Source organism: Streptomyces sp. NPDC048664, assembly GCF_040650555.1.
In the GTDB taxonomy this organism is placed as follows: domain Bacteria; phylum Actinomycetota; class Actinomycetes; order Streptomycetales; family Streptomycetaceae; genus Streptomyces.
In genome coordinates this window covers 157,643-179,858 of sequence record NZ_JBEZHK010000014.1, presented here as the reverse complement: position 1 = coordinate 179,858, position 22,216 = coordinate 157,643, and the positions used below count along the sequence as shown (strand labels likewise).

Sequence of the window (22,216 nt, the reverse complement as noted above, 5' to 3'; positions counted from 1 at the left end):
GCCTGGCTCATGCGCTCGATCACCGCATCGAGCACGGCATCTGGGGCGGGATGACCGAGCGGGAACGGCGGTCGCGCCCGGGCGCGACCCCGTCAGCCGTCGGTGGGACCGGCGCCGGACGCCTCGGTCGGGGGCGTCCGCGCGGCCGGTGGCCGGGTCAGGAGGAGTGCAGGACCTTCCAGGAGCCGGTGCCGTGGTCGCGGTCCGCGTAGTGGCTCGTGGACACGTCGTACTTGGCGCCACCGTGCTGGTGGGACAGGCCGTTGGTGTCGAGGAAGCCGCCGTTGGCGGCGCCGTAGTCGTTGAGCAGGTTGACGACGTCGTTGGTGCGGATGTGGCCGTCGGTGGGGGAGGAGGTCTTGCCGAAGATGTGCCACCTGCCGGTGCCGGGGCCGCGGTCCTTGGTGACGGTGGTGGAGACGTCGTACTTGGCGCCGGAGCGGGCGGAGACGCCGTTGGTGTCCAGGTAGGTGCCGCCGGCGTACTGGTTGACGAGGTAGACCACGTCGCCGCTGGTGACACGGGTGCCGTTGGCGATACCGGTCGCGGACAGGATCTTCCAGACGGACGTCCTGGGGCCACGGCTGTTGGGGCTCCTGTTGGTGCTCACGTCGTACGCGGCGCCCTGGTGGTGGGACAGGCCGTTGGTGTCCAGGTAACCGCCGTCGCCCCGGTACTGGTTCTCCAGCAGGATGTTGCTGCCGTAGGTCAGGTCGTTGGGGGCTTTGGAGGTGGCCGCCGCCGTCGGAGCGGTGAGTGCGGCGGTGGCGGCGGCGAGGGCGGCCGTTGCCGCGAGAGCGGGCATGACGAAGCGGATGCGCATGGGTCTTCCTTCAGCTGTCCATGGAGGGTGGGCACGGAAGGTCCACCCGGATGTCACGCAGAGCAGTTGCTGAACACGGAGCGTAGCAACGCGTGATCGCGGTTCGGGCGGGACGCGCCCGGCCCCGGACGCGCCGGATCAAAGCCGCCACCCTGGTGCGGCGGTTCCGTCCGGTGTCACGGACGGGCAGGTCCGTCGCTTTCCCCGGCGTCGTCCCGGTCGTCGGGAGGCGCGGACGGTCCACCGGCGTCCGATGCGATCGCCGTCGCCAGCTCGGCGAGCCGTCTGCAGGTCTCCTCGATCTTCCGCAGGGTCTCGTTGCGTTCGGTGACGGCCGCGGAGAGCAGCAGCGCGGTCATCGCGGCGGCGCCGTTGAACGCCTGCAGCGCGATCATGTCGGTGAGCAGGCTGTGGCCCACGAACGGGCCGGTCCTGCGGGTCGCGGCGAGGATCGCGCTGAGGGAGACGGCCAGCGCGCAGGGCGCGGCTCCGGTGAGTTGAAAGCGGAAGGCGGCCCAGATCAGCAGCGGGAAGGCGAGGAAGAGCAGCGGGACCGGGGCGTTCGCGAGGAGCCCGAAGCCGAGGGTGGCCGCCGCGAGCAGCGTGCCCTCTTCCCAACGGCTGGGCGGCGTGCGGCGAGGCCGGCGCGCCGAGCGGAGCACGAGCAGCACCGGAGTGAGCACCAGGACGCCCGTCGCGTCACCGGTCCACCAGACCCACCACGTGGGCCAGAACGCGCCGGCGGGCAGAGCGTGGGCGAGCAGCAGGATCCCGCTGCCCACGGTCGCGCTGATGAGCGTGCCGGTGAGCCCGCCGAGGAACACCAGCGCGAGCGCGTCCTGGTAGCGATCGATCCGGGTGCGGAACCCGGCGCGGCGCAGCAGCGCGTAGGAGCACAGGGGGGCGAGCGTGTTGCCCGCCGTGATCACCGACGCGGCGGCGAGGGTCGGCCCCAGGGAGACGTTGATCAGGAAGGCACCGAGCGCGATCCCGGGCCAGATCCTCGGGCCGATCAGCAGCAGGCCGGCCAGGGCGATGCCGGTCGGCGGCCACAGCGGGGTGACCTGGCCGCGCACGAGTTGCTGGAGCAGCCCCAGCTTGCCCGAGGCGAAGTACAACGCGGCGACGGCGGCGATCTGCAGGACCGTCACACCGGTACGCCGCAGCCTGTCGTGGCGGGTGGTGGTCATCGGGAGGCCTTCCGGCCGGCCGTGCCCGCCCGTCCCTTGCCCGCTGATCCCGCCGGATCCACCACACCGCCGTTCATCCGTGCGACCTTTCGAGGAGTGCTTCAGCGCGGGGTGCGCAGAGCGAGGATGGCCATGTCGTCGTGCCCGTCGCTGGGGTGGTGGTCGGCGAGAGCCCGCACGAAGTCCTTCAGGGGCAGGGAGGCGTACGCGGTGGCGAGTGCGGCGAGTTCGTCCAGCCCCTCGTCGATGGGGCGTGCCGGATGCTCGATGAGGCCGTCGGTGAAGAAGACCACGGTGGTGCCCCGGGGCAGGGGGTGGATGTGGTCGGGGCGGGGCTGCTCGCTGGTGACGTTCAGCGGCAGCCCGGGCTCGCCGGCCAGGTACCGGGCCCCGCGGTCGGGGGTGACCAGCAGGGGCGGGACGTGGCCCGCGGAGCTCCAGTGCAGTCTCCAGGCGGCCCTTTCGGGTTCGATGCGCGCCAGGACGGTGGTGGTCACGGGGGTGTCGGTGATGGCCTGCAGGGTGCGGTCGAGCTGGGCGAGGACGGCGCTCGGCGGGGTGCGCAGGGTGAACAGCAGTGCGCGCAGCATGTTGCGGGTGGAGGCCATGGCGGCGGCCGCGTGCAGGTCGTGGCCCACCACGTCGCCGATGACGACCGCCACCGCGCCGTCGGGCAGCGGGATGGCGTCGTACCAGTCGCCGCCCAGATGGTGGGGTTCGGCGGCGGGCCGGTAGATGGCGGCGGCGTCGAAGGGCCGCATGTCGGGCAGGGTCGGCAGCAGGCGCCGTTGGAACTGCTCGGATCCGGCGCGCACCTGTTCCAGGAGGCGGACGTTCTCGATCGCGATGCCGGCGGCGCTGGCGAGGGCGACGACGATGTCCTCGTCGTGGGCGTCGAAGGGGCGGCCGTCGTGTCGCTCGGACAGGTAGAGATCGCCGTAGATCTCGTCGCGGACGCTGATGGCGACGCCGAGCAGGGTGTGCAGGCGCGGGTGGCCGGGCGGGAACCCGGCCGAGGCCGGGTGGGAGGGGATGTCGTCGACGCGGAGGGGCTCGGGGTGGCGGATCAGGTGTCCCAGCACGCCCAGGCCCCGTGGGAACGCCACCTCGGCCAGGGCCGCGCGTTCCTGCGCGGGCATGCCGGCGACGATGAACTGCCGTAGGTGCTCGCCGGACTCGTCCAGGACGCCCAACGCGCCGTAGCGGGCGCCGACGAGGTCCATGGCCGTGGTGACGATGCGGTGCAGCACCGCGGGCAGTTCCACCTCCCGGGTGATGGCCACCACCGCGTCCAGCAGGCTCTGGATCCGGCTCTTGGCGACGGCGAGTGAGTGGAGCTCCCGGTCGATCCGGCCCAACTCGGCGTCCAGGCGCGCCAGCAGGTCGGGCCGGCGCGGCTGCCTCGCCCCCTTGCCCTCGTCGCCGACCGCCATCACGCGCGCCGGGAGGACCGGTACGCGTCCACGGCGGCCACGACCGGCACGAACCGCCTGTGGAACGCGGGCAGCCCGAGGTGCCGGGCCCGCTCGTACGGCCATTCACGCGATCGGTGCACCCACAGTCTCCTGACATGACCGTGATCGACTCGCACAGGGTGCCGCGCCCCGGAGCCCGACCGGCCCATTACGCCGAAAGCGGCATGGCGCACACCGTCATATGAATGAAACTCAGGTCGCCGGACTAAATCCCCTGACCGCACGGCGGCCGACGGTGATCCGAGCGGCCGTATCGCGGCGGGAACCGGCCACGATTCCCCAACTATCGGCCAAATGTGCTATTTTCACACAACGTCCTGCGGGGGAGATCCGTAGCGTAGTCATCATGCCACCACACCAGGCGCAGGCGCGATGGGGCGTTTCGCGCGGCCACAGTCGCGACGGGGCGGCGTTCGCGGAATCTCCGCAACTGGGAATCGGCGATCGGGCCGGACCCTTGCGATCGGTCCATCGCGTGACCTGACGACCAGTCGATCCTGGTGCGCACCGCGGGACGAATGACCAGGACCACTCGACCGGTGGAACATCATGGGAAATCCAGTCGCTTCATCGCCCCACCGGGGCGAGAAAACGGGAAAGCACGAGCGCGGGCATGCTGCACAACTCCAACCCACGACCCCCCACACCCCGATGACGGAATGTCGGTCACGGGGTTTTCAGGTAGTGGGTGACGTGATCTTACGCTCCGCCACCACCTGAGCATGCAGATATCACTGTGCTGCCAAGCGTATGGATCACGGAGGTTACCGGCATGGCCACGCACGAAACCAATGCCGTCGTCGACATCGTCTACCGGCCCGAGCACCCCAGCCGCCCCATACTCGACCAGATCGCCGACAAGTGGTCGATGGCCGTCCTGGCCGTCCTCGACGAGCCCAGACGTTTCAACGAGATAAGGCGGCATCTCGAATGCGTGACCCAGCGAGTCCTGACCCAGACCCTGCGGCGCCTGGAACGCAACGGCATGGTCGTGCGACGGGTGCTGCCGACCTCGCCGGTCGGCGTCGAGTACTCCCTCACACCCCTCGGTGAGTCCCTCAGGGAGACCCTGGGGCGGCTGTACGCCTGGACGGTCGACCACACGGACCGGATCAGGGCGCACCAGACGGAGTACGACCGCAGGCACAACTCCGAGCAGGAGACGCTGGACGCGCACGTGCGCTGACGCGGCCAGGAGTTGACATTTGTCATGACGAGGGCGTGACAGGGCAGCACTACCCGTGTGGTTCGCCGGACGGAAGCGTGGCGGCATGGGAACGACACAGACGGTGATGACGGCCGAAGGGCTGCGGTACCGATACGGGGAGACGGTCGCGTTGGACGACGTGGACCTGAGAGTCGAACCGGGGGAGTGCGTCGCCCTGCTCGGGCCGAACGGGGCGGGCAAGTCGACCCTGGTGATGATCGCGGTCGGGTTGCTCGCGCCCCAGCACGGGAGTGTGCGGATCATGGGCGGTGATCCGCGCCGCGCCGCGACCCGCCGCCGGCTGGGCGTGGCGCAGCAGACGCTCGGGTTCCCCAACACCCTGACCGTGAACGAGCTGGTGACCGGCGCGGCCGTCCGCGGGGGACTGCGGGCGGCGGCGGCCCGCCCCGTCCTGGAGGAACTGGGGCTGGGCGATCTGGCCCGCAGACGGGTCGCCAAGCTCTCCGGCGGGCAGAAGCAGCGGGTGCAGCTGGCGATGGCGCTGGTGACCGAACCGGCCCTGCTGGTGCTGGACGAACCGACGGTCGGTCTGGACACCTCCGCCCGGCGGCACTTCTGGCAGATCCTGGCACGGCGCCGGGCACAGGGCGCCGCGGTGCTGGTGACCACCCATCTGATCGAGGAGTCGGCCGCGGTCGCGGACCGCGTGGTGGTGCTCGACCACGGCCGGATCCTCGCGGACGCGCCGCCCCAGGAGCTGGTGTCCCGGCTGCCGGACCGCACGGTGACGGTCAGGACCGGGCTGGACCGGAGCGCCCTGGAGCAACTGCCCGGCGTGCTCTCGGTCGTGTCCGAGCACGACCGGGTCACGATCCAGACCCGCTCGCCCGAGGAACTGCTGCGCGTACTCCTGGACCGGGACCCGGACCTGTCGGACCTGCGGGTGCGGGACGCGGGCCTGGAGGAAGCCGTCCTCGCGCTGACCGACGCCCAGGAGGTGGCCGCCTGATGGCGACGACGGGAACGCCCGCGGCGGAGCGGGACGGCGGGAGCGCGATGATGGTGCGGATCTTCGGCGTGGAGGTGCGGGACGAACTGCGGGCGATCGTGCGGGAGCCGATGTCGCTGTTCTTCAGCATCCTCATGCCCGTCGGCTTCTTCGTCCTGTTCAACCTGCTCTACGGGCACGGCGTGACCCAGGGACTCTCGGCAGGTACGGCGATGGTGGCCACGTTCGGCACCTACGGGGCGATCACCGTGGCCGCGTTGCAACCGGGGATCGGGGTCGCGCAGGACCGGGACCTGGGCTGGCTGCGCATGAAGCGGGTGTCCGCGGTGCCGATCGGGATCAGCCTCGCCGCGAAGGCCGCGGCCGCGCTCCTGTACGGGGTGGGCGTGCTGGTGCTGATGGGGGTGGCCGCCGCGGCGTTCGGCACGCTGCACGCCTCGCCCTGGGCGCTGCTGCGGCTGGCGGCGGTCCTGCTCCTCGGCACCGTCCCCTTCACGCTGTTCAGCGTGGCCGTCGGGCTGCGGTTCCGCACCGGGGCGACGATCGCGCTGCTCAACGCGGTGCTGTTCCCCTTGGCGGTGCTGTCCGGGCTGTGGATCCCGATCCGGTTCCTGCCCTCGACGGTGCGGAGCATCGCGAAGTTCCTGCCCACCTATCACCTCGCGCAGCTGGGGCTCGCCCAACTCGGCCAGGGCACTGCCGGGATCCATGTGCTCGCCCTGGTGGTCACCGCGGTGGTGGCGGGTGCCGTGGCCGCGATGTCCTACCGCCACGCGCGGACATGAGCGACGACGACGCCCCCGCTCCCCGGTTCGCGGCCGCGCGGCTGCGGACCTGGGACTGGGTGTACCTCGGCTATCTGCTGTTCGTGCCGGCGCAGCCGTACTTCTCCGGGGACGAGACGTGGTGGGAGTGGCCGCTGGCGCTCGCGGTGTGCGCGGCCACCGCCGCGCTGTACGCGACGGCCCTGCTCCGGGGGCCCGCCGCGCGGCACGTCTGGACGTCGATCGTGCCGATGGCCGTGGTCGGCGCGCTGGCCACGCCGCTCAACACCAACGCGAGCGTGGTGTTCGTCTACGCCGCGGCCATCGCGGGCGACACCCTGCCCTGGCACCAGGCGCGCCGGTGGTTCGCGGGCCTGACCGTGCTGGACTGCGCGACCGCGCTGGTCTCCCAGGTGCCGATGCCCTACCGGCTGTGGGGCTTCGGATCGGCGCTCGTCCTGATCTGGGTGATCGGACTGCTCGAACTGGGGCAGCGGGACCGGCGGCGGGAACTGGAGAACCAGCGGCTGCGCACCTCGCAGGTCGAACTGCTCGCGACCCTCGCGGAACGCGAACGGATCGCGCGCGACCTGCACGACCTGCTGGGGCATTCGCTGACCGCGGTGGTGATGCGCGCGCAGCTGACCAAGGAGCTGGTGCACGGCGACCCGCAGCGGGCGCGCGCCGAGGCCGAGGAGATCGAACACAACGCCCGGGAGGCGCTGGCCGCGGTGCGCAGCACCGTCACCGGCTGGCGGCGCACCAGCATCCGCGCGGAACTGGAGGCGGCGCGGCGTGCGCTGGCCGTGACCGGGGTGACCTTGCGGGTGGACTACGACGACGGGCTGATCCTGGTCGCGGCGGCCGAGCACGAACTGGGACTGGCGCTGCGGGAGGCGGTGACGAACGTGGCCAGGCACGCGCGGGCCTCCAGCTGCCGCATCGGACTGGACGCGGACGAGGAACGGGTGTCGCTGGTGATCGCGGACGACGGCGTCGGCGGTGACACCCCGGAGGGCACCGGACTGACCGGGCTGCGGGAGCGGGTCGCGAAGCTCGGCGGCGCGGTGCAGCGCACCGGCTCGGCCGGCACGACGCTGACCATCACGGTGCCGGTGGAGGTGGCCCGATGATCCGAGTGGTACTGGCCGAGGACCAGGGCATGGTGCTGGGCGCGTTCGCGTCCCTGCTGGACCTGCAACCGGACATCACGGTGGTGGCGACCGCGACCGACGGCGACGACGCGCTGGCCGCGGTGCGCGACCACCGGCCGGACGTGCTGGTGACCGACATCGAGATGCCCGGCCGCACCGGGCTCGACCTGGCCGCCGAGCTGCACGCCCGAGGCGATCCCACCCGGGTGCTGATCGTGACCACGTTCGCGCGCAGCGGGTATCTGCGCCGCGCGGTGGACGCGGGGGTGGCCGGGTACGTCCTCAAGGACGCGCCGATCGGTGAACTGGCGGCGGCGCTGCGCCGGGTACACGCGGGCGAGAGGGTGATCACGCCGGAACTGGCGGTGGCCGCGTGGGACGCGGCGGATCCGCTGACCGACCGGGAACGCGAGCTGCTGCGCGCGGTCGCGGAGGGAGCGGGCAACGCCGAGATCGCGGCACGGCTGTTCCTGGCCGAGGGCACCGTGCGCAACTACCTGTCCAGTGCGATGGCCAAGCTGGGCGCGCGCAACCGGACGGAGGCCGCCAGGACCGCGCGGACGCGCGGCTGGCTCTGAGGCCCGTCCGGTCGCCCGACGGGGACGGCGGGAGGGGCGGGCGGCCGCGGCGGCCCCGGCCGGGGTCAGGCGGTGACCCGGAGCGGGTCGGGCAGGGCGAACAGCAGGTCGTGCAGCGGCCGGCCGGTGCCGTGCCAGATCGACAGCGCGTACACGCTGATCGGGTAGTGCACCCAGCGCGGCGGTGCCCACACCGTGCCCCGCACGGTGCCCCCCTGCCCGCCGGTGTCGAGGCTCGACGGCACGTCACCGGAGGAGACGAGCAGGTCCCAGCCCCGCCGCGGCACGGCGAACTCCGCCTCGACGAGTTCCTTGCGCATGCTCGCGCGCAGGATCGTGCTCGCCGCGAGGTCCACCGTCAGCGCGCCGTCGACCAGGACACGGTCGACCTCGACCCCGGAGTCCGCCAGCCCCGCGCACAGCCGGTCGACCGCGGCGCGCAGGAGGTCGCCGGTGGCGCGCTCGGTGGTGACGGCGCGGCACAGCAGTGCCTGGAAGTGCATCTCCTCGGGCACGACGATCTGGTCGCCGATGACCGTCCGGAGCAGCGCCATGTCCACGGCCGTCGGCTCCTGGTAGGTGGCGGCGACATTGCGGGCGACGGCCCGCAGGAACGGGTCGGCGCAGTCGTCGAGCAGGAACGACCACAGCCGCCGGCACAACTCCACCATGCGCACGCCCGTGGTCGCGTGCAGGACGCGCAGCGCGCAGCGCATCAGGACCTTCTGGAACAGCGTCATGGCCACCCGGAACTCCATGCCGCGCGCCCACTCCTCGGCCGTCATGGCGTCGTGCGCGACCACGACGTCGGCGACGAGTTCGGGATTGGTGACGTCGCAGGGCATCCAGCGGGTCTTCACCTGGTGCTCGTCCTGGAACGACTCCCGCGAGTAGTCGGTGTTGTTCAGCAGCAGCAGCGGATAGATCACCGGTGAGCCGCCCGCCGTCAGCACCTCCTCGACACCGTTCATATACGAGTCGTAGGTCTCGCCGGGCAGGCCCCAGATCAGGTCGGTGTAGGTGGGCACGTCGAGTTCGCGGAAGCGGGACAGCAGCCTGCGGTAGTGGTCGGTGCGGATGTTGGCGCGGTTGGCGATCTTGAGCACCTCCGTGTCGAAGGACTGCGCGGAGAGCGTGATCGCACCGGTCAGGTCGGCGGTGTGCAGCATGCTCGCGATCTCGACGATGCGCTCGTTGCTGTTCTTCGCCCAGTTCGTGCTGATGATCAGCCGCTTGTCGTAGCGCCGGCTGAGGTCCACGATCCGCTCCGCGATCTGCCGGTCGCGGGCGAGGATGCCGAAGTTGGCGTCCGCGATGAACAGCGTGGCGTCCGTGGGCATCAGCCGGATCAACCGGTCCAACTCGGCGAAGATCCGCTCGAGGTCGAACTGGCGCACCTTGGAGTTGGTCGCGCCGCCCCAGTAGCAGAAGGCGCACTTGTAGGGGCAGCCCCGGTTGGTCTCGTAGACGATCATGGACGAGCCGGTGATCTCCTCGTCGGAGTACACCGGGGTCAGGATCGGCGAGACGACCTGGTCGAGGTCGGTGATGCGGTCCGCGTCCGGGTTGGTGACGACGGCGCCGTCCGCCCAGTGGCTGATGCCGGGAAGCGCGGCGAGATCCCCGTCGGCGAGGAGGCGGCGCATCAGGTCGCGGAAGCGCAGTTCGCCCTCGCCGTGCACCAGCACGTCCACCCAGGGCGCCTCCGAGAACAGCGCCTCCTGCTGATGGCTGACGTCGTTCCCGCCCACGACCACGCGGCAGTTCGGCCAGCGCTGCTTCACCTGGCGGGCCAACTCCAGGGACTGGGCGCGGTTCCAGAAGAACACGGTGAGCGCGACGGCGAACGGTTCGTCCCAGGAGTCGAGCAGTTCCCGCACCGCCCGCGCGCCGCCGCTCTGCTCGCGCACGCTGATCCGGAAGTCGCAGGCCGCGTCCAGCTCGGGGTCGGCGATCGCGGTCGCCTTGAGGTAGCCGAGGGTGACGCTGTACCGGACGCCGTGCATCGCGGTGAATTCCACGAGCTGCACGGACTTCTTCCCGGGGGACCTCGGCGCCGACGGCTCCCCGGTGCCGATGGCGTGAGTCGTGTCCATGGTGGAGGTCATAGCCGCACATCCGTCCGCGCAGAGTCAGTTGACGCGGCCTCGCCGACTCGCGCCCCGAGATCCGCCGGACGGTACGGCGCCCTCGACCGGGCCCTGTACAAGCCGGCGGCAGACGCACACGGTCGCAGTGCCGAGCGGATGCGTCAATAACGCGCACTTTGCATTGTAAGTATCCCCGGTGATACTGCTCCTAAGTATCTCCGAGAATACCGGCGCGGACCTGAGGGTATTGCCGGGCAAGGGAGTTCGGGCGACGTATATTGACTGCTCAGGTGGCTCGTTGTAGCGTCGGCCGCGAATCAACTCGGTGATGCCGACAAGCTCTCCGGACCGTATTGACGCGTGCCTCGGAAATTGATCTGGCAAACATCCGGCAAAGTCCGGCTGTTAGGGAGTGATATCGGTGCGCTTCGGTCTTTCTTTTCTTCCTGACTGTACGCCGGAGACAAAGTCTCCGCAGACCTACTTCGGTGATGCGCTGGAGTTGTCGGTCCAGGCCGAGTTGGGCGGCCTGGAGTCAGTCAAAATGACCGAGCACTACCTCCATCACTACGGCGGATACTGCCCGAGCCCGCTCGGCTTCCTTTCCGCCGTGGCCGCGCGGACGAGTTCGGTCAGACTCATGACCGGCTGCGTCCTCCCGGTCTTCCATCACCCGGTTCAGTTGGCCGCGGAAGCCGCGCAGGTGGACGCGATCAGCGGGGGCCGGCTCGACGTGGGATTCGCTCGGGCCTATCTGCCCGACGAGTTCGACGCACTGGGCCTGGAGATGGACGAGAGCACCGACCGGTTCCGCGAGACCATACGCGCGGTGCTGCGGATATGGACCGAGGAGAAGGTCACCGAGCGGACGCCTTTCTTCTCCTATTCCGATGTGACCGGACTGCCGCGGCCCACCCAGCGACCGCACCCGCCGGTGTGGGGCGCGGCGGTGCGTACGCCGGAGAGCTTCACCTGGCTGGGCACGCAGGGGCTGGGGCTGCTCATCACCCCGCTGATCTCACCGCACGAGTTCCGCGACCATCTGACCCTCTACCGCGACGCGTTCCGGGCCGCGCACGGCGACAGCGGACCGCGGCCCCGCGTCGCGGCCAGCCTGCCCCTGGTGGTGGCGGACACGGACGAGCGCGCGGAGGAGATCGCCGAGACCTACCTGCGCCGCTATCTGGACGTGTGGGCGCAGGCCGTGAGCCCGTGGGACAGAAGGGAGTCCTCTGCCTACCGGGGCTACTCCGGATTCGGCTGGATGCTGCGCGGCCTGCAGCCCGCCAAACTCTTCACCGACGGTGGCGCGATCGTCGGATCGCCGGCCACCGTCATCGACCGCATCCGCGCGTTCAACGACCACATCGGCGGCGTCGACCAGATCCTGTGGCAGATCGATTTCGGTGCGATGCCGCTCGCCGAGGCTCGGCAGACCTTGGAGATCTTCTGCGCCAAGGTGCTGCCCGAGGTGACGTCACTGTGAGAAGGGAGGTGGAAGACATGGAGGAGTTCGAGAACCTGGTGCTGGACGACAGCGCCTTCGAACTGGTGGACCTGGGTGAAGTCGTGCCCGCGTCCGTGACGGCCGGCTACGGCCTCACGGAGCTGTCCGCTTCCGGCGGTGCGAGCAGCTGTTGCTGCTGCTGCCCGTGCTGCTCCTGCACCTGATCCGGGTGCTGATGACCCTGGCACATGTGCTCTAGCCGGTGCGTGTTCGTCAACGGGGACCGGGTGGCTCTCGGTCCTCCTCCTGACCCGTCATCAATGAACGCACGAAGAACGGTGGTCATGGAAGTCAACGTCGAGCGGATACGGCCGCGCCTGCGTGGGGACGTCTACGTCATGCGCGTGCCGGAAGGCGCTTACATCCGCAGCAACCTCGGCGGGTCGATCCTCAAGGGCGCGTCGACCTACGAGTGGATCCAGCGGATGGCGCCGATGCTGGACGGCACCAGAACGCTCGGCGAACTGTGCGCGGCCGTACCGGAGTCCAGCCGCGCCGCGCTCGCCAAGCTGACGATGCTGCTGCTCGGCAAGGGATACGTCAAGAACGTGTCGGACGATCGTCCGCACACGCTGTCCGAGGACCTGGCCAAGACCTACGCGGCCAACATCGCCTTCATCGAGTACTTCACCGAGTCGCCGGAACTGCGCTTCGAGCGCTACCGCGACAGCACCCTCCTGCTGACCGGCTCCGGCCCGCTGCTCCAGGCCCTGACCAACTCGCAGCTGCGCTCGGGCGTCCGCACGGTGTCGCTCGCCCCGTTCACCGAGTCGCCCTTCGACCGCGACCGGGTCGCCGAGCACCTCGCCGCGGCCCGGGAACAGGACCCCGAGCAGCGGATCGCCTACCTGGACACCGACGGCGGCCGACTCGACGAGATCGCGGCCGGCACCACCATGGTGCTGCACGTCGCGGACCGCCCCATGGCAGAACGCGCACGGCTGCTGCCCCACCGCGCGATCGCCGCCGGCGCCGCGTGCGCCCAGACGGTCGTGGCGGGTGACGAGGCCTGGATCGGGCCGGTGATCGGCAAGGACGGCGACGCCACCGCCTGGGAGTCGGCCTGGCGCCGGCTGCGCGCGCTCGCCCCCGACATGGAGGGGGCGGATCTGGGCGACCACCCGGAGTCGGCGCCGAGCGAGTTCCTGCGCGGCCCCACGGTCGCCCTCGTCGCGAACCAGCTGTGCTTCGCGGCCTTCCGGCACCTCACCGGCATCGACCGGAGCCCCGGCGACAACCATCTGGTGCGGTTCGACCTGGAGAGCCTGGAAACCACCCGGCACGCGTTCCTGCCCCACCCGCTCGCCCTGCCCGCCGCCCCAGACGACCCGGCGCGCCTGACCGCGCTGGCCGACGCGGCACCCGTCGACGACGAGGAACTGGCCCGGCGCGCGGTCGACTGCGTGGATCCCCGCACCGGCGTCTTCGCCGAGATCACCGAACGCGACTACGAGCAACTGCCGCTGTTCGTCAGCGAGGTCATGGTCTCCGACCCGGTCGGCCTGGCGGGCGCCCCGTTCGCGGTGCACGGCTGCGGTGAGAACGTGGTCGAGTCGCGCCGGCGCGCCGTCCGGCACGCGTTCGAGCGCTACGCGGCCGTCATGGCCGACCCGCGCAGGGGCGACCGGCTGCACGGGGTGGACGTCCTGACCGGTGAACCGGTCGCGGTCGACGCCGCGCAGGTCTTCCCCGCGCGCGCCGCGGCCTCCGGTGGCGACTGGTCCGAGGCCCTGCGCGCCGCGGTGGTCGCGTTGGCCGAGGAGAACGCCGTGGCGGCGCTCTCGACCGCGACCGAGCCCCTGCGCCGACTGGACCTGGACGGTGCGGAGCTGACCCCGCGCGGGGAGCGGTACACGAAGCTCCTGGGAATCGTCGACCAGCGGTTCGAGATCCACGACCTGTCCGGCCTGCTCGGGCTGCCCACGTTCGTCCTCACCACCTCGACGGGCACCGTCGCCTGCGCGAGCGACCTCGAGGTCGGCGCCGCGCTGGAGAAGGGACTGGAGCGGACGCTGCTCGCCTACCAGTCGCGGACGGCGCGGCAGCCCGCCTACGCGCCGGCACCCGTGCCCGACCTGCCCGTGCACCTGCGGGGGGACACCGGGGCATGGCCGACGTCCGTGACCCTCCAGCAGGCCGTCACGGGCCTGACGGCCGACGGCGGTCGCGTCGTCGCCGTACCGCTCGACCACGATCCGCAGCTCGCCCGGCTGTGTCCGTTCGTGGCGCGAGCCGTGATCGTCCATGGCTGACCTGCCCCAGGTGCTGCTCGAACCCCATCAGGTGATCGTCGGACCGTGGCCCCCGGGCTGCCCCGAGTGCCTGCGCACCCGGCGTGCCGCATCGGCGTCCGCCGAACGCGCCGCCGAGATGGCCGCCGAGGTGCCGGACAGGGAACTGCCGACCTTCCTGGCGGACACCGTCACCGCGTTGAGCGCGGCCGAGCCCGCGACCCAGCGGTTCTGGATCGTCGAGACGGCCACGCTCACCCTGTCCCGGCACGGCTTCCTCACCGATCCGCGCTGCCCGAAGTGCTCGGCCATGCCCGCCGACACCGAACGGGGCGCGAGGATCACCCGTGAGACGCGCCCCAAGCTCGCCGTGGAGTCGAGCCGAGTCCGTGCGCTGGACCAGGGCGAACTCGACGCGCTCTACGTCGACGGGCACAGCGGCCTGATCCCCTCCGTCACCTCCTACACGCGGCACGCGTTCCCGTTCACCGAAGCCGCCATGGCCGTGCCCGGTGTCCCTGTGGAGGCGTCCGGATACGGCCGCACCCGGGACTTCGCGTCCGCGCGGGCCGTCGCGGTGGCCGAGTCGCTCGAACGGCTCGCCGCGTACGCGCCGGCCCGGCGGACCGGCGTCACGGCCGGCTACGCGGACATCGCCGACGACGCGATCGACCCCCGCACCCTCGGCCTGTACCCCCCGGACCGGTACCGCCTCCCGGGCTTCCCCTACCGGGAGTTCACCGAGGACGCGGTGGCCAACTGGGTCTGGGGGCACTCGTTCGGCCGGGACCGGCCGGTGCTGGTGCCGGAGAGCTTCGTCTACTACCGGCTGCCGAGGGCGGGCGGCGAGCCCGGATTCGCGTGCGAGATCTCCAGCGGCTGCGCTCTCGGGGGCTGCTACGAGGAGGCGGTGCTGCACGGCGTGCTCGAGGTCGCCGAGCGCGACGCGTTCCTCATGGCCTGGTACGGCCGCACCCCCCTGCCCGAACTCGACCCAGCCACCGTGCCCGACCGCAGGATCCCGCTCGTGGCCGAGCGCATCGAGCGGCAGGGCTACCGGGTGCGGATCTTCGACAGCACACGCGAGCACGGCATCCCGTCGTTCTGGACGTTCGCCGAGGACACCACCGGCACCGCACGCCCCCGGGCCGTGTCGACCGGCGGCAGCGGACTGCGCCCGGCGGAGGCGATCCTGGCCGCGCTGCACGAACTGAGCCAGACCGTCGAGTACGTCACCCTTCTCGCGCTCGACCCGGGCTGGCGCGAGCGCGCCCGGCACCTGGCCGACCACCCCGACGACGTCGTCTCGATGGCCGACCACCTGCTCTGCGCGGCCGATCCGGGCGCCTTCGACCGCTATTCCTTCCTGCTCGACGATCCGGTGGTCTCGACCTGGCGGCAGGGGCTCGAACGCTGGCACTGGCCCGGCAACGCCGACATCGGCGCGGACCTAGACGAGGCCGTCCGCCGCTTCGCCTCCGCCGGCATGGACGTCGTGGCCGTCGACACCACCTCCACGGAACAGGCCTCGGGAGGCTTCAGATGCGTCAAGGTAATAGCCCCGGGCTCGGTTCCGATGACCTTCGGACACACCGCCCGCAGGGTGACCGGACTGCCCCGGCTGCCCCGGGTGCGCAACCCGCACCCGCACCCCTTCCCGTGACCGGCCGCGAGGACGGCGTCGGCCGTGAGTTCTGGCGGGTCACCCTGGAAGACCTCGCCGAGGCGATGGAAGGCAGGCAGTCGGAGTACGGCAACCCGGACGAGCCACTCAAGTTCAAGATCTACCGCGGCCTGCCGCGCCGCCCGCTGACGATCAGGGTGCCGCGGCGGCTGACCGAGGTCGAGACGCTCGACGAGCCGGCGCTGTCGACGCTCCTGCGCTACGGCTACGGCATCTCCCGCCAGGAGTTCGACACCAACGGAACCTGGCCCTACCACCGGATGGTCGCCTCGGCGCGCTGCCTGTTCGGCGTCCAGCTGTACGTGTGCCTGGCCGACGGCGTCCACCACTACGACGCCCCGCACCACGCGCTGGTTCGCTTGCGCGTCGGCGACCACCGCGGCCTGCTGGCCGGGGCGACCGGAACCACCGGCGCCCTGCCGCCGGCCGTGTTCGTGCTCAGCGGACTGCTCGCCAAGACCGCGTACATCTACCGCGACTACGCCTACCGCCTGTGCACACAGGAGGCCGGCCTGCTCGCCGGGAACCTCGACCTGGTCGCGCGGTCCATGGGCCTGCGGACGCACGTGCACCACCAGTTCCTCGACGAGCCGGTCCACAAGCTGCTCGGACTCGACGGCGACCAGGAACCGGCGCTGATGGTCCTGCCGCTGCACGACACCGACCACGGGATGAGGCGCGACCCCGTTCCGCGGACGGCCGCCGCGCTGGCCGCGACCATCGACCCGATCGCACCGACCGTGGTCGGCGGCGCACTGGACGTCGCACGGACCTGCCCGACACTGACCGAGGTCAACCGCGCCTCACTGCGCGCGGACACCGCGGCCTTCGCGACCGCCGACCCCGTCGCGCCCGGCCTCCCCGGCGCCGAACCGCTGCCACTGCCCGAGAAGGGGATCCCGGAGGCGAACACGGCGGACCTGCTGCGCGCCCGTGACTCCGGCCCCGGGATCTTCCGCCCGGCCCCGACGCAGGTCGACGGGATCGAGCTGTGGGCGCGGCTGGCCCGGGCCCGCACCGGGGCGACCAGCGACGCGGTCCCCGCGGGCGCGCCCGTACCGCTGGAGATCTTCCTGACCGTCGGCGACCTCACCGGTGTACCGCCGGGCTGCTACCGGCTCGACCAGGTCACCGGCGCGCTGCACCCCGTCGACCGGGCGGACACCGGCGTCGACGCCGTCACGGCGATCGAGCGCGTCACCATACCCGGACCGGTCTTCAAGGACATGAACGCCGTCGTCCACCTCGTCGGCGACCGCGACTGGGCGTTCGACACCTTCGGCGACCGCGGCTACCGCGTGATCAACCAGGAGGCCGGGCTGCTCGCGCACCGCGTGTGCGTCGCCGCCGCGGCACAGGGCATGTCCGGCCGGGTGATCAACGCCTATCACGCCGAGGGGGTCCGCGCGGCCCTCGGACTCACCGAGCAGCGCCACACCCCGGTCTTCCAGATCCTGCTGGCGGGCACGGGACCGGGCGGACGCGTGATCGTGCCCGTCGAGCCCGAGGCGGTGGACCGATGAGCACGCTCCCGCACGACCACCCCGGCCCGCCGCGCTACGTGCTCGGCCCGGCCGCCGTGGTCCGCCTCGCGGCGAGCCCGGTCGCCGTACTGGACGGGTTGCGCTGCGCACGCAGCTGGCGCACCGCCCAGGACCTGGTGCGCCTGCGCGCCGAGATCGTCACCGCGGCCGGCGGACTGTCGGACCTGCTGCACACGGCGATCGGCGCCGCGGGCGACGGGGAACTCAAGGCCGGGCTCGTCGCGGTGCGCAGGGCCGTGCATCGCGGCCGCCGCGTCGACCTCGCGCGACTGGCCGACGTGCCCGTGGACCTGGTCGCCCCCATCCGGGACTGGACGGCGCTGCTCGCCGCACGCGACCGGCTGATGACCGGGCTGCCGGACCAACTGGAGCAGGACTGGCAGGCGAGCTGCGAGTCGCTGCGGTCCGCGGCCCGACTGCCCGCCTTCCAACTGGGCCTCGTGCACGCCAACCCGGACATGTTCCAGGCCCTGCACAAGTGGCTCGGCGGCGGCCGCACGCCCCAGCGCCAGACCGTGCTGCGCCTGGCGCAGTACCTTGTGCGCTCCGCGGCGAAGACGAGCCCGTACAGCACGTTCACCAGCAGCGGACTGGCCGCGTGGGGCCGGGCCGACGCCCTCGCCGAGCTGTCCGCGCGCCCGGCCGAGGAGCGGGTCGTCCCGGCCACCGCCACCGAGATCAGCGTCGGATCGCTGCACCGGATCGCGCGCGCCGTCCACGAACGCCCGGAGGTCGTCGGCGCCTGCCGCGTCCGCATCAACCCCAGCGCCACGGTCAGCGACGACACCCTGCTGTTCCTGGGCCGCCGCCCGGTGGAGCACGTGCACGCCCTCGCCCTGACCCCGACCCTGCGCCGGGTGATGGAACTGGCCGCGGGTGAGGGCACGTTGGACGAACTGCGGGACCGGCTCCCGGCCCGGGCGGCCGACACCCGCCAGGTCGACGTGTTCCTGCACCGCCTGGTGGCGCTCGGCGTCCTGGAGCCCGTCCCGCCGCTCGCCGACCAGAGCCCGGACCCGGTCGCCGATCTGCGCGCGTGGCTGCACGAACTGCGCCGGCCCGGCCTGGAACGGCTGGACCGGACCCTGCACGGCGTCCACGAGGCCCTGTCGGGCTACTCGGCGACCGTCGCCCCCGCGGACCGGGTGGCCATCCGCGGCGCCGTGATCCGCGGACTGGACACGGCGCTGCGCGAGGTCGGCGACCACGCACACCTGGACAGCCCCAAGCTGACCCAGGAGTTCGCCCGGTACGGCTTCTACGAGAACGCGGTGCACCCCGGTACGACCGCGGTGCTGGACCGCGCGGGCTGGCAGCCGCTGCTCGAGGACCTCGACGCGGTGCGCACGCTGCTCGGCCTGATCGGGCCCGACCTGCCGTTCAAGCTCACGCTCAGCTCGCTGTTCGACGAGCGGTACCCGGTCGGCGCGGAGGTTCCGCTGGTGCGGTTCTACCGGGACGTGCTGGCCGAGCAGTCGGCCGGCGGACCGTTCGCGGCGCACAGCCGGTTCACCACCGAGGACAGCCCCGTCGAGGCGGTGCGCGAGCTGCACCGCCTGCGCGCCGCGAGCAAGCGGCTGCTGGGCGGACGGGCCGCCGACCGGGACGGCGTGGTCCGCATCGGGACCGAGGAGGTGCGCACGCTGGCCAAGGAGTGGCCGAGCTGGGTCCGCACCCCCACGTCCGTGGCGGTCTACTGCCAGCTCGCCCGGACGGCGCACGGTCCGCACCTGGTCGTCAACAACGTCAGCTGCGGCTTCGGACGCGGCCGCAACCGGGTACGGCACATCCTGGACACGCTCGACCTGCGGGCCGACGCCCCCGCGGAACCCGGACTGGCCTCGGGCCGGGACGATGTGCTCTTCGCCGAGTTCGAGGCGGTGGCCCGCTCCGCGGTCAACGTCAGAAAGCCCGGTGTCCGACTGGTCGTCGACTACCCGGGGGTGCGCAGCGTGCGCGCGCACGACGACCTGCTGCCCGTCAACGACCTGTATGTGCGGCGCGGCCCCGACGGGCTGATCGCGCTCGTGTCCCGGCGCCTCGGCCGGCGGATCTGCCCGGTGCACCCGGGCCTCGGCGACCGGCTGCTGCCGCCCGCCGCGCGGTTCATGGTCGAGGCCTTCGGCGAGTCCAACAGCTGGTTCGGCGCGCACACCGAACTCCGGATGACGTCGGACCCGCGCGGCGACGACGGCGTACGCCATCTGCCCCGGCTGACCGTGGGCAACGTGGTGCTGCGGCGTGCCATGTGGATGACCCGCGCGGACCGGCTGCCACGGCGGGCCGGATCCGCGACCGACGCCGCCTGGATGCTGAAGGTGGCCGGCTGGCTCGCCGAACACGGCATCCCCGAGCGGTGCTTCGTCACCGTGCTCGATCCCGCCGCCCTCGGCCAGGGCGGCGGCGCCCCGCGGCCGGGCAACGACAACAAACCGAACTACGTGGATTTCGCAAGCATGCTGCTGCTGCTCGGGTTGGAGCGCCGGCTCACCGAGCCGAACGCGATCGTGCAGATCAGCGAGATGGTGCCGGATCCCGTTCAGGTCGGCGGCGAGCGCGTCGCCGAGTACATCGTGGAACTCAACGAGCCTGGAGTCGCATATGTCTGACCGCGGCTGGGTCAGCGCCCACCTCTTCCACCACGGCGATCAGGACGCCCTGATCGCCGGTGCCGTCAAGCCCGCGGTCGACCGGCTGCGCCGCGCCGGACACGCCGACGGCTTCTTCTTCCTCCGATACTGGGAGGGCGGCCCGCACGTCCGGTTGCGGGTGCGCGCACGCACCGAGCACCACGGCGAGGTCCGCGCGGCCGTCGAGGAGACGGCCGCGGAGTTCTACCGCACCACACCCTCGTCCTCCTCGATCACCGAGGAGGAGTACGCCAGGACCGCGGCCGACCTCGCCGCGAGAGAGCACATGACCGCCTACGACCCGGTGCTCCACCCGGACAACTCCGTCGAGTTCATCCCGTACGTGCCCGACAGCGAGGCGTTCGGCACGGGCCGCGCCCTGGAAGCCGTCGAGAAGCAGCTCATGGCCGCCAGCACGCTGGCCGTCGAACTGATCGCCCGCGGACGCACGGCCGGGCAGCGCGCCATGGACGTCTTCGCCATGCTGGCCGCCAACCGCACCCTGTTCACCAGCATCCTGCCCGAACTCGCCTACCAGGCACGGTTCATATCGGAGATCGGCGGCACGGCCTCGCAGGTGCTCGGTTCGGCGGACTTCGAGCGGCACTTCGAGGCGAACAAGACCCAGCTGCGGGCCGGCCTGGAGACGGTGTGGGCCGTGACCCGAGGCGGGGCCCTGCCGGACACCTCGCTGGTGAACGCCTGGCTGCGCACCGTGCAGGACCTCAACGAGACCCTGGTCGAACTGGAGTTGCTGGGCACACTGGACGCCTCTCCCGCCTTCGACGCGCCCGCCGACGTACTGGAGCACATCAACCACCTGGTGCCCCAGCTGATCGTGGAACGGTGCGCGCACCTGATGTGCAACCGGCTCGGCATCGGCCTCGCCCAGGAATCCCACCTGCGGTTGCTGCTGACGCGCACCGTGTTCGACCTGTGCGCGGTGTGAGCGATGAGCGACGAGGCGACGCGCTACCAGGAGAACGTGCACACGCCGACCGAGGTGGCGAACCCGCAGGCGTACCCGCCCCGGGTGGTCAAGAGCTACCCGGACGCACCGCGCCACCCCCTGCCCTGGCCCCCCGAGAAGGCCGGACACCGGCTCGGCCGGCTGCTCGCCGATCTCGGCGGCATCACCCGGTCGCAGTGGCTGACACCGCTGGACATGCTGCCCTTCACCGACAGCTTCGAGGCCATCCCCGACTCCGATCCGCTGCAGTGGCTGGTCACCCGGCGTCCGACGCCCTCGGGAGGCGCCCGGTACAGCGCGGAGTGGTACGTCGTCGCCGGTCCGGACTCGGAGGTCCCCACCGGCGTCCACTACTACGACCCGGCCCGGCACGCCCTGGTGCGCCTGCGTTCGGGTGACTACCGCAGCTGGGTGGCGTCCCGCCCGGCCGCCACGGTCCTCGTGGGGACCACCGTGTTCTGGCGGCTGGCCGCCAAGTACGGCGAGATGTACTACCGCCTGGCCTGCCTGGAGGCCGGGATCCAGGTGGCGCAGGCCCTGACCGTCGCGGACGACCAGCAGGCCTCGGCCCGCCTGTGCTTCCCCGAAGCCGACGTCACCGAGCTGCTCGGGCTCGATCCGAGGGAGGAGGGGGTCCACGCGGTCGTCGAACTCGTCCCGCCGGTGCCCTCCGCGTTCGGCGGCCCGTCGCTGTCCGCCTTCCCCCGCGCGTTCGACGCCCACGCCGCCGTGCTCGCGCACAGCCGCCCCGGACCCGAGCCGATGCCGGCCCCGCCCGCAACGGAGGGCACCCGGATCAGCCTGCCGCACGCGACACCCGACCTGGTGGCCGGGGCACGGACCCGCCATGCCGCCATGCGCGGCTTCAGCGGCGCGACCATGACGAGCGCCGACCTGGCCACCATCCTCACCGCCTACGGCCGGCAGATGCGCTGGGACCTGCCGGCGAACCTGGTCGAGTTCTACTGCGTCATCGCCAACGTGACGGGCGTCCCGGCCGGCGCCTACCGCTACCTTCCCGACACGCACCAACTGGAGCTGGTGAGCGAGGGCGACCCCCGCGAGCGCCTGCGCGAGGCCGCCCTGGCCGCGCTGACCCAGCAGGGCGCCCGCACGGCGAACGTGTGGCTGCTGCCGGTGGGGGACGCCGAAGCGGCCCAGGAGCGGTTCGGCGCCCGCTGGTACCGCGTGCAGCAGGCCGCGGCGGGTGCCGCGCTGCACCGCGCCTGCCTGGCCGCCGCGGCCGTCGACGTGGCCAGCCGGATCCAGAACGACGTGCTCACCCATCTGCTGGACGACTGGTTCGGCCTGACCGGGCGCAAGCGAAGCCTGCTGATGGCGCAACTGGGCACCGAGCACCCCGCCGGGCCGCGCCCCGAGTTCCGGCTGACATGGTGAG

19 protein-coding genes are annotated in these 22,216 nt (G+C 71.8%); 14 read left to right on the top strand and 5 right to left on the bottom strand.

All coding sequences use genetic code 11. The annotated features are described in order from the left end of the window. Nucleotides 1–2 precede the first annotated feature (2 nt). A complete protein-coding gene (locus tag AB0C59_RS17860; protein ID WP_363005475.1) occupies nucleotides 3–212 on the top strand; it encodes a WhiB family transcriptional regulator in 210 nt (69 codons plus the stop codon). Here AB0C59_RS17860 and AB0C59_RS17855 read toward each other — a convergent pair. The 4 genes from AB0C59_RS17855 to AB0C59_RS17840 form a co-directional block, all read right to left on the bottom strand. Then, on the bottom strand, nucleotides 158–823 hold the full coding sequence (locus tag AB0C59_RS17855) for a hypothetical protein (RefSeq protein WP_363005473.1): 666 nt from the start codon (nucleotides 821–823) through the stop codon (nucleotides 158–160). The genes AB0C59_RS17860 and AB0C59_RS17855 overlap by 55 nt on opposite strands. Nucleotides 824–999: 176 nt before the next feature. Then, complete coding sequence (locus AB0C59_RS17850) at nucleotides 1,000–2,013, bottom strand: MASE1 domain-containing protein (protein WP_363005471.1); 1,014 nt, start codon at nucleotides 2,011–2,013, stop codon at nucleotides 1,000–1,002. 101 nt (nucleotides 2,014–2,114) lie between these two features. Continuing rightward, nucleotides 2,115–3,446 (bottom strand): GAF domain-containing SpoIIE family protein phosphatase, encoded by a 1,332-nt coding sequence (locus tag AB0C59_RS17845; RefSeq protein ID WP_363005469.1) that lies wholly within the window; start codon nucleotides 3,444–3,446, stop codon nucleotides 2,115–2,117. Then, nucleotides 3,446–3,568, bottom strand: a complete 123-nt coding sequence (locus tag AB0C59_RS17840; RefSeq protein ID WP_363005467.1) for a hypothetical protein — start codon at nucleotides 3,566–3,568, stop codon at nucleotides 3,446–3,448. The genes AB0C59_RS17845 and AB0C59_RS17840 overlap by 1 nt, the downstream gene beginning before the upstream one ends. A 692-nt stretch (nucleotides 3,569–4,260) precedes the next feature. On the opposite strand from AB0C59_RS17840, the gene AB0C59_RS17835 reads away from it, so the two are divergent. The 5 genes from AB0C59_RS17835 (at nucleotide 4,261) to AB0C59_RS17815 (ending at nucleotide 8,161) form a co-directional block, all read left to right on the top strand. Continuing rightward, nucleotides 4,261–4,674: a helix-turn-helix domain-containing protein gene (locus AB0C59_RS17835; protein WP_363005465.1), complete on the top strand. Its 414-nt coding sequence runs from the start codon at nucleotides 4,261–4,263 to the stop codon at nucleotides 4,672–4,674. 85 nt (nucleotides 4,675–4,759) lie between these two features. Next, entirely contained in the window at nucleotides 4,760–5,665 is a 906-nt protein-coding gene (locus AB0C59_RS17830; RefSeq protein ID WP_363005463.1) for an ABC transporter ATP-binding protein, read from the top strand. Next, the gene (locus tag AB0C59_RS17825) at nucleotides 5,665–6,450 is read left to right on the top strand and encodes an ABC transporter permease (protein ID WP_363005461.1); all 786 of its coding nucleotides are present in this window, start codon (nucleotides 5,665–5,667) and stop codon (nucleotides 6,448–6,450) included. Before AB0C59_RS17830 ends, AB0C59_RS17825 begins: the two co-directional genes overlap by 1 nt. Then, a complete protein-coding gene (locus AB0C59_RS17820; protein WP_363005459.1) occupies nucleotides 6,447–7,562 on the top strand; it encodes a sensor histidine kinase in 1,116 nt (371 codons plus the stop codon). Before AB0C59_RS17825 ends, AB0C59_RS17820 begins: the two co-directional genes overlap by 4 nt. After that, the gene (locus AB0C59_RS17815) at nucleotides 7,559–8,161 is read left to right on the top strand and encodes a response regulator transcription factor (RefSeq protein ID WP_363005457.1); all 603 of its coding nucleotides are present in this window, start codon (nucleotides 7,559–7,561) and stop codon (nucleotides 8,159–8,161) included. Before AB0C59_RS17820 ends, AB0C59_RS17815 begins: the two co-directional genes overlap by 4 nt. A gap of 65 nt (nucleotides 8,162–8,226) precedes the next feature. Here AB0C59_RS17815 and AB0C59_RS17810 read toward each other — a convergent pair whose 3' ends face one another. Beyond that, on the bottom strand, nucleotides 8,227–10,257 hold the full coding sequence (locus tag AB0C59_RS17810; protein ID WP_363005455.1) for a radical SAM protein: 2,031 nt from the start codon (nucleotides 10,255–10,257) through the stop codon (nucleotides 8,227–8,229). Nucleotides 10,258–10,663: 406 nt separating this feature from the next. Here AB0C59_RS17810 and AB0C59_RS17805 point away from each other — a divergent pair, with 406 nt between their 5' ends. The 8 genes from AB0C59_RS17805 to AB0C59_RS17770 all read left to right on the top strand — a co-directional run bounded on the left by AB0C59_RS17805 (nucleotide 10,664) and on the right by AB0C59_RS17770 (nucleotide 22,215). Next, nucleotides 10,664–11,737, top strand: coding sequence for an LLM class flavin-dependent oxidoreductase (locus AB0C59_RS17805; protein WP_363005453.1), 1,074 nt, complete (start codon nucleotides 10,664–10,666; stop codon nucleotides 11,735–11,737). A gap of 17 nt (nucleotides 11,738–11,754) precedes the next feature. Beyond that, on the top strand, nucleotides 11,755–11,922 hold the full coding sequence (locus AB0C59_RS17800) for a thiomuracin/GE37468 family thiazolyl RiPP peptide (protein ID WP_363005451.1): 168 nt from the start codon (nucleotides 11,755–11,757) through the stop codon (nucleotides 11,920–11,922). 120 nt (nucleotides 11,923–12,042) lie between these two features. Beyond that, nucleotides 12,043–14,010 carry a hypothetical protein gene (locus AB0C59_RS17795; protein WP_363005449.1) on the top strand — a complete coding sequence of 656 codons (1,968 nt, stop codon included), beginning with the start codon at nucleotides 12,043–12,045 and terminating at the stop codon, nucleotides 14,008–14,010. Further along, nucleotides 14,003–15,652 carry a TOMM precursor leader peptide-binding protein gene (locus AB0C59_RS17790; RefSeq protein ID WP_363005447.1) on the top strand — a complete coding sequence of 550 codons (1,650 nt, stop codon included), beginning with the start codon at nucleotides 14,003–14,005 and terminating at the stop codon, nucleotides 15,650–15,652. Before AB0C59_RS17795 ends, AB0C59_RS17790 begins: the two co-directional genes overlap by 8 nt. After that, complete coding sequence (locus tag AB0C59_RS17785) at nucleotides 15,649–17,196, top strand: nitroreductase family protein (RefSeq protein WP_363005445.1); 1,548 nt, start codon at nucleotides 15,649–15,651, stop codon at nucleotides 17,194–17,196. The genes AB0C59_RS17790 and AB0C59_RS17785 overlap by 4 nt, the downstream gene beginning before the upstream one ends. Continuing rightward, nucleotides 17,193–19,826 (top strand): lantibiotic dehydratase, encoded by a 2,634-nt coding sequence (locus AB0C59_RS17780; RefSeq protein ID WP_363005443.1) that lies wholly within the window; start codon nucleotides 17,193–17,195, stop codon nucleotides 19,824–19,826. The genes AB0C59_RS17785 and AB0C59_RS17780 overlap by 4 nt, the downstream gene beginning before the upstream one ends. Further along, complete coding sequence (locus tag AB0C59_RS17775) at nucleotides 19,819–20,796, top strand: lantibiotic dehydratase C-terminal domain-containing protein (RefSeq protein WP_363005441.1); 978 nt, start codon at nucleotides 19,819–19,821, stop codon at nucleotides 20,794–20,796. Before AB0C59_RS17780 ends, AB0C59_RS17775 begins: the two co-directional genes overlap by 8 nt. A gap of 3 nt (nucleotides 20,797–20,799) precedes the next feature. After that, on the top strand, nucleotides 20,800–22,215 hold the full coding sequence (locus tag AB0C59_RS17770; protein ID WP_363005439.1) for a nitroreductase family protein: 1,416 nt from the start codon (nucleotides 20,800–20,802) through the stop codon (nucleotides 22,213–22,215). The last annotated feature ends 1 nt before the right edge of the window (nucleotide 22,216 follow it).

Coding starts and splice junctions, on each gene's coding strand:
- AB0C59_RS17855 (WP_363005473.1), bottom strand. CDS start 823: ATGCGCATCCGCTTCGTCATGCCCGCTCTCGCGGCAACGGCCGCCCTC.
- AB0C59_RS17850 (WP_363005471.1), bottom strand. CDS start 2,013: ATGACCACCACCCGCCACGACAGGCTGCGGCGTACCGGTGTGACGGTC.
- AB0C59_RS17845 (WP_363005469.1), bottom strand. CDS start 3,446: ATGGCGGTCGGCGACGAGGGCAAGGGGGCGAGGCAGCCGCGCCGGCCC.
- AB0C59_RS17835 (WP_363005465.1), top strand. CDS start 4,261: ATGGCCACGCACGAAACCAATGCCGTCGTCGACATCGTCTACCGGCCC.
- AB0C59_RS17830 (WP_363005463.1), top strand. CDS start 4,760: ATGGGAACGACACAGACGGTGATGACGGCCGAAGGGCTGCGGTACCGA.
- AB0C59_RS17825 (WP_363005461.1), top strand. CDS start 5,665: ATGGCGACGACGGGAACGCCCGCGGCGGAGCGGGACGGCGGGAGCGCG.
- AB0C59_RS17820 (WP_363005459.1), top strand. CDS start 6,447: ATGAGCGACGACGACGCCCCCGCTCCCCGGTTCGCGGCCGCGCGGCTG.
- AB0C59_RS17815 (WP_363005457.1), top strand. CDS start 7,559: ATGATCCGAGTGGTACTGGCCGAGGACCAGGGCATGGTGCTGGGCGCG.
- AB0C59_RS17810 (WP_363005455.1), bottom strand. CDS start 10,257: ATGGACACGACTCACGCCATCGGCACCGGGGAGCCGTCGGCGCCGAGG.
- AB0C59_RS17800 (WP_363005451.1), top strand. CDS start 11,755: ATGGAGGAGTTCGAGAACCTGGTGCTGGACGACAGCGCCTTCGAACTG.
- AB0C59_RS17795 (WP_363005449.1), top strand. CDS start 12,043: ATGGAAGTCAACGTCGAGCGGATACGGCCGCGCCTGCGTGGGGACGTC.
- AB0C59_RS17790 (WP_363005447.1), top strand. CDS start 14,003: ATGGCTGACCTGCCCCAGGTGCTGCTCGAACCCCATCAGGTGATCGTC.
- AB0C59_RS17780 (WP_363005443.1), top strand. CDS start 17,193: ATGAGCACGCTCCCGCACGACCACCCCGGCCCGCCGCGCTACGTGCTC.
- AB0C59_RS17775 (WP_363005441.1), top strand. CDS start 19,819: ATGTCTGACCGCGGCTGGGTCAGCGCCCACCTCTTCCACCACGGCGAT.
- AB0C59_RS17770 (WP_363005439.1), top strand. CDS start 20,800: ATGAGCGACGAGGCGACGCGCTACCAGGAGAACGTGCACACGCCGACC.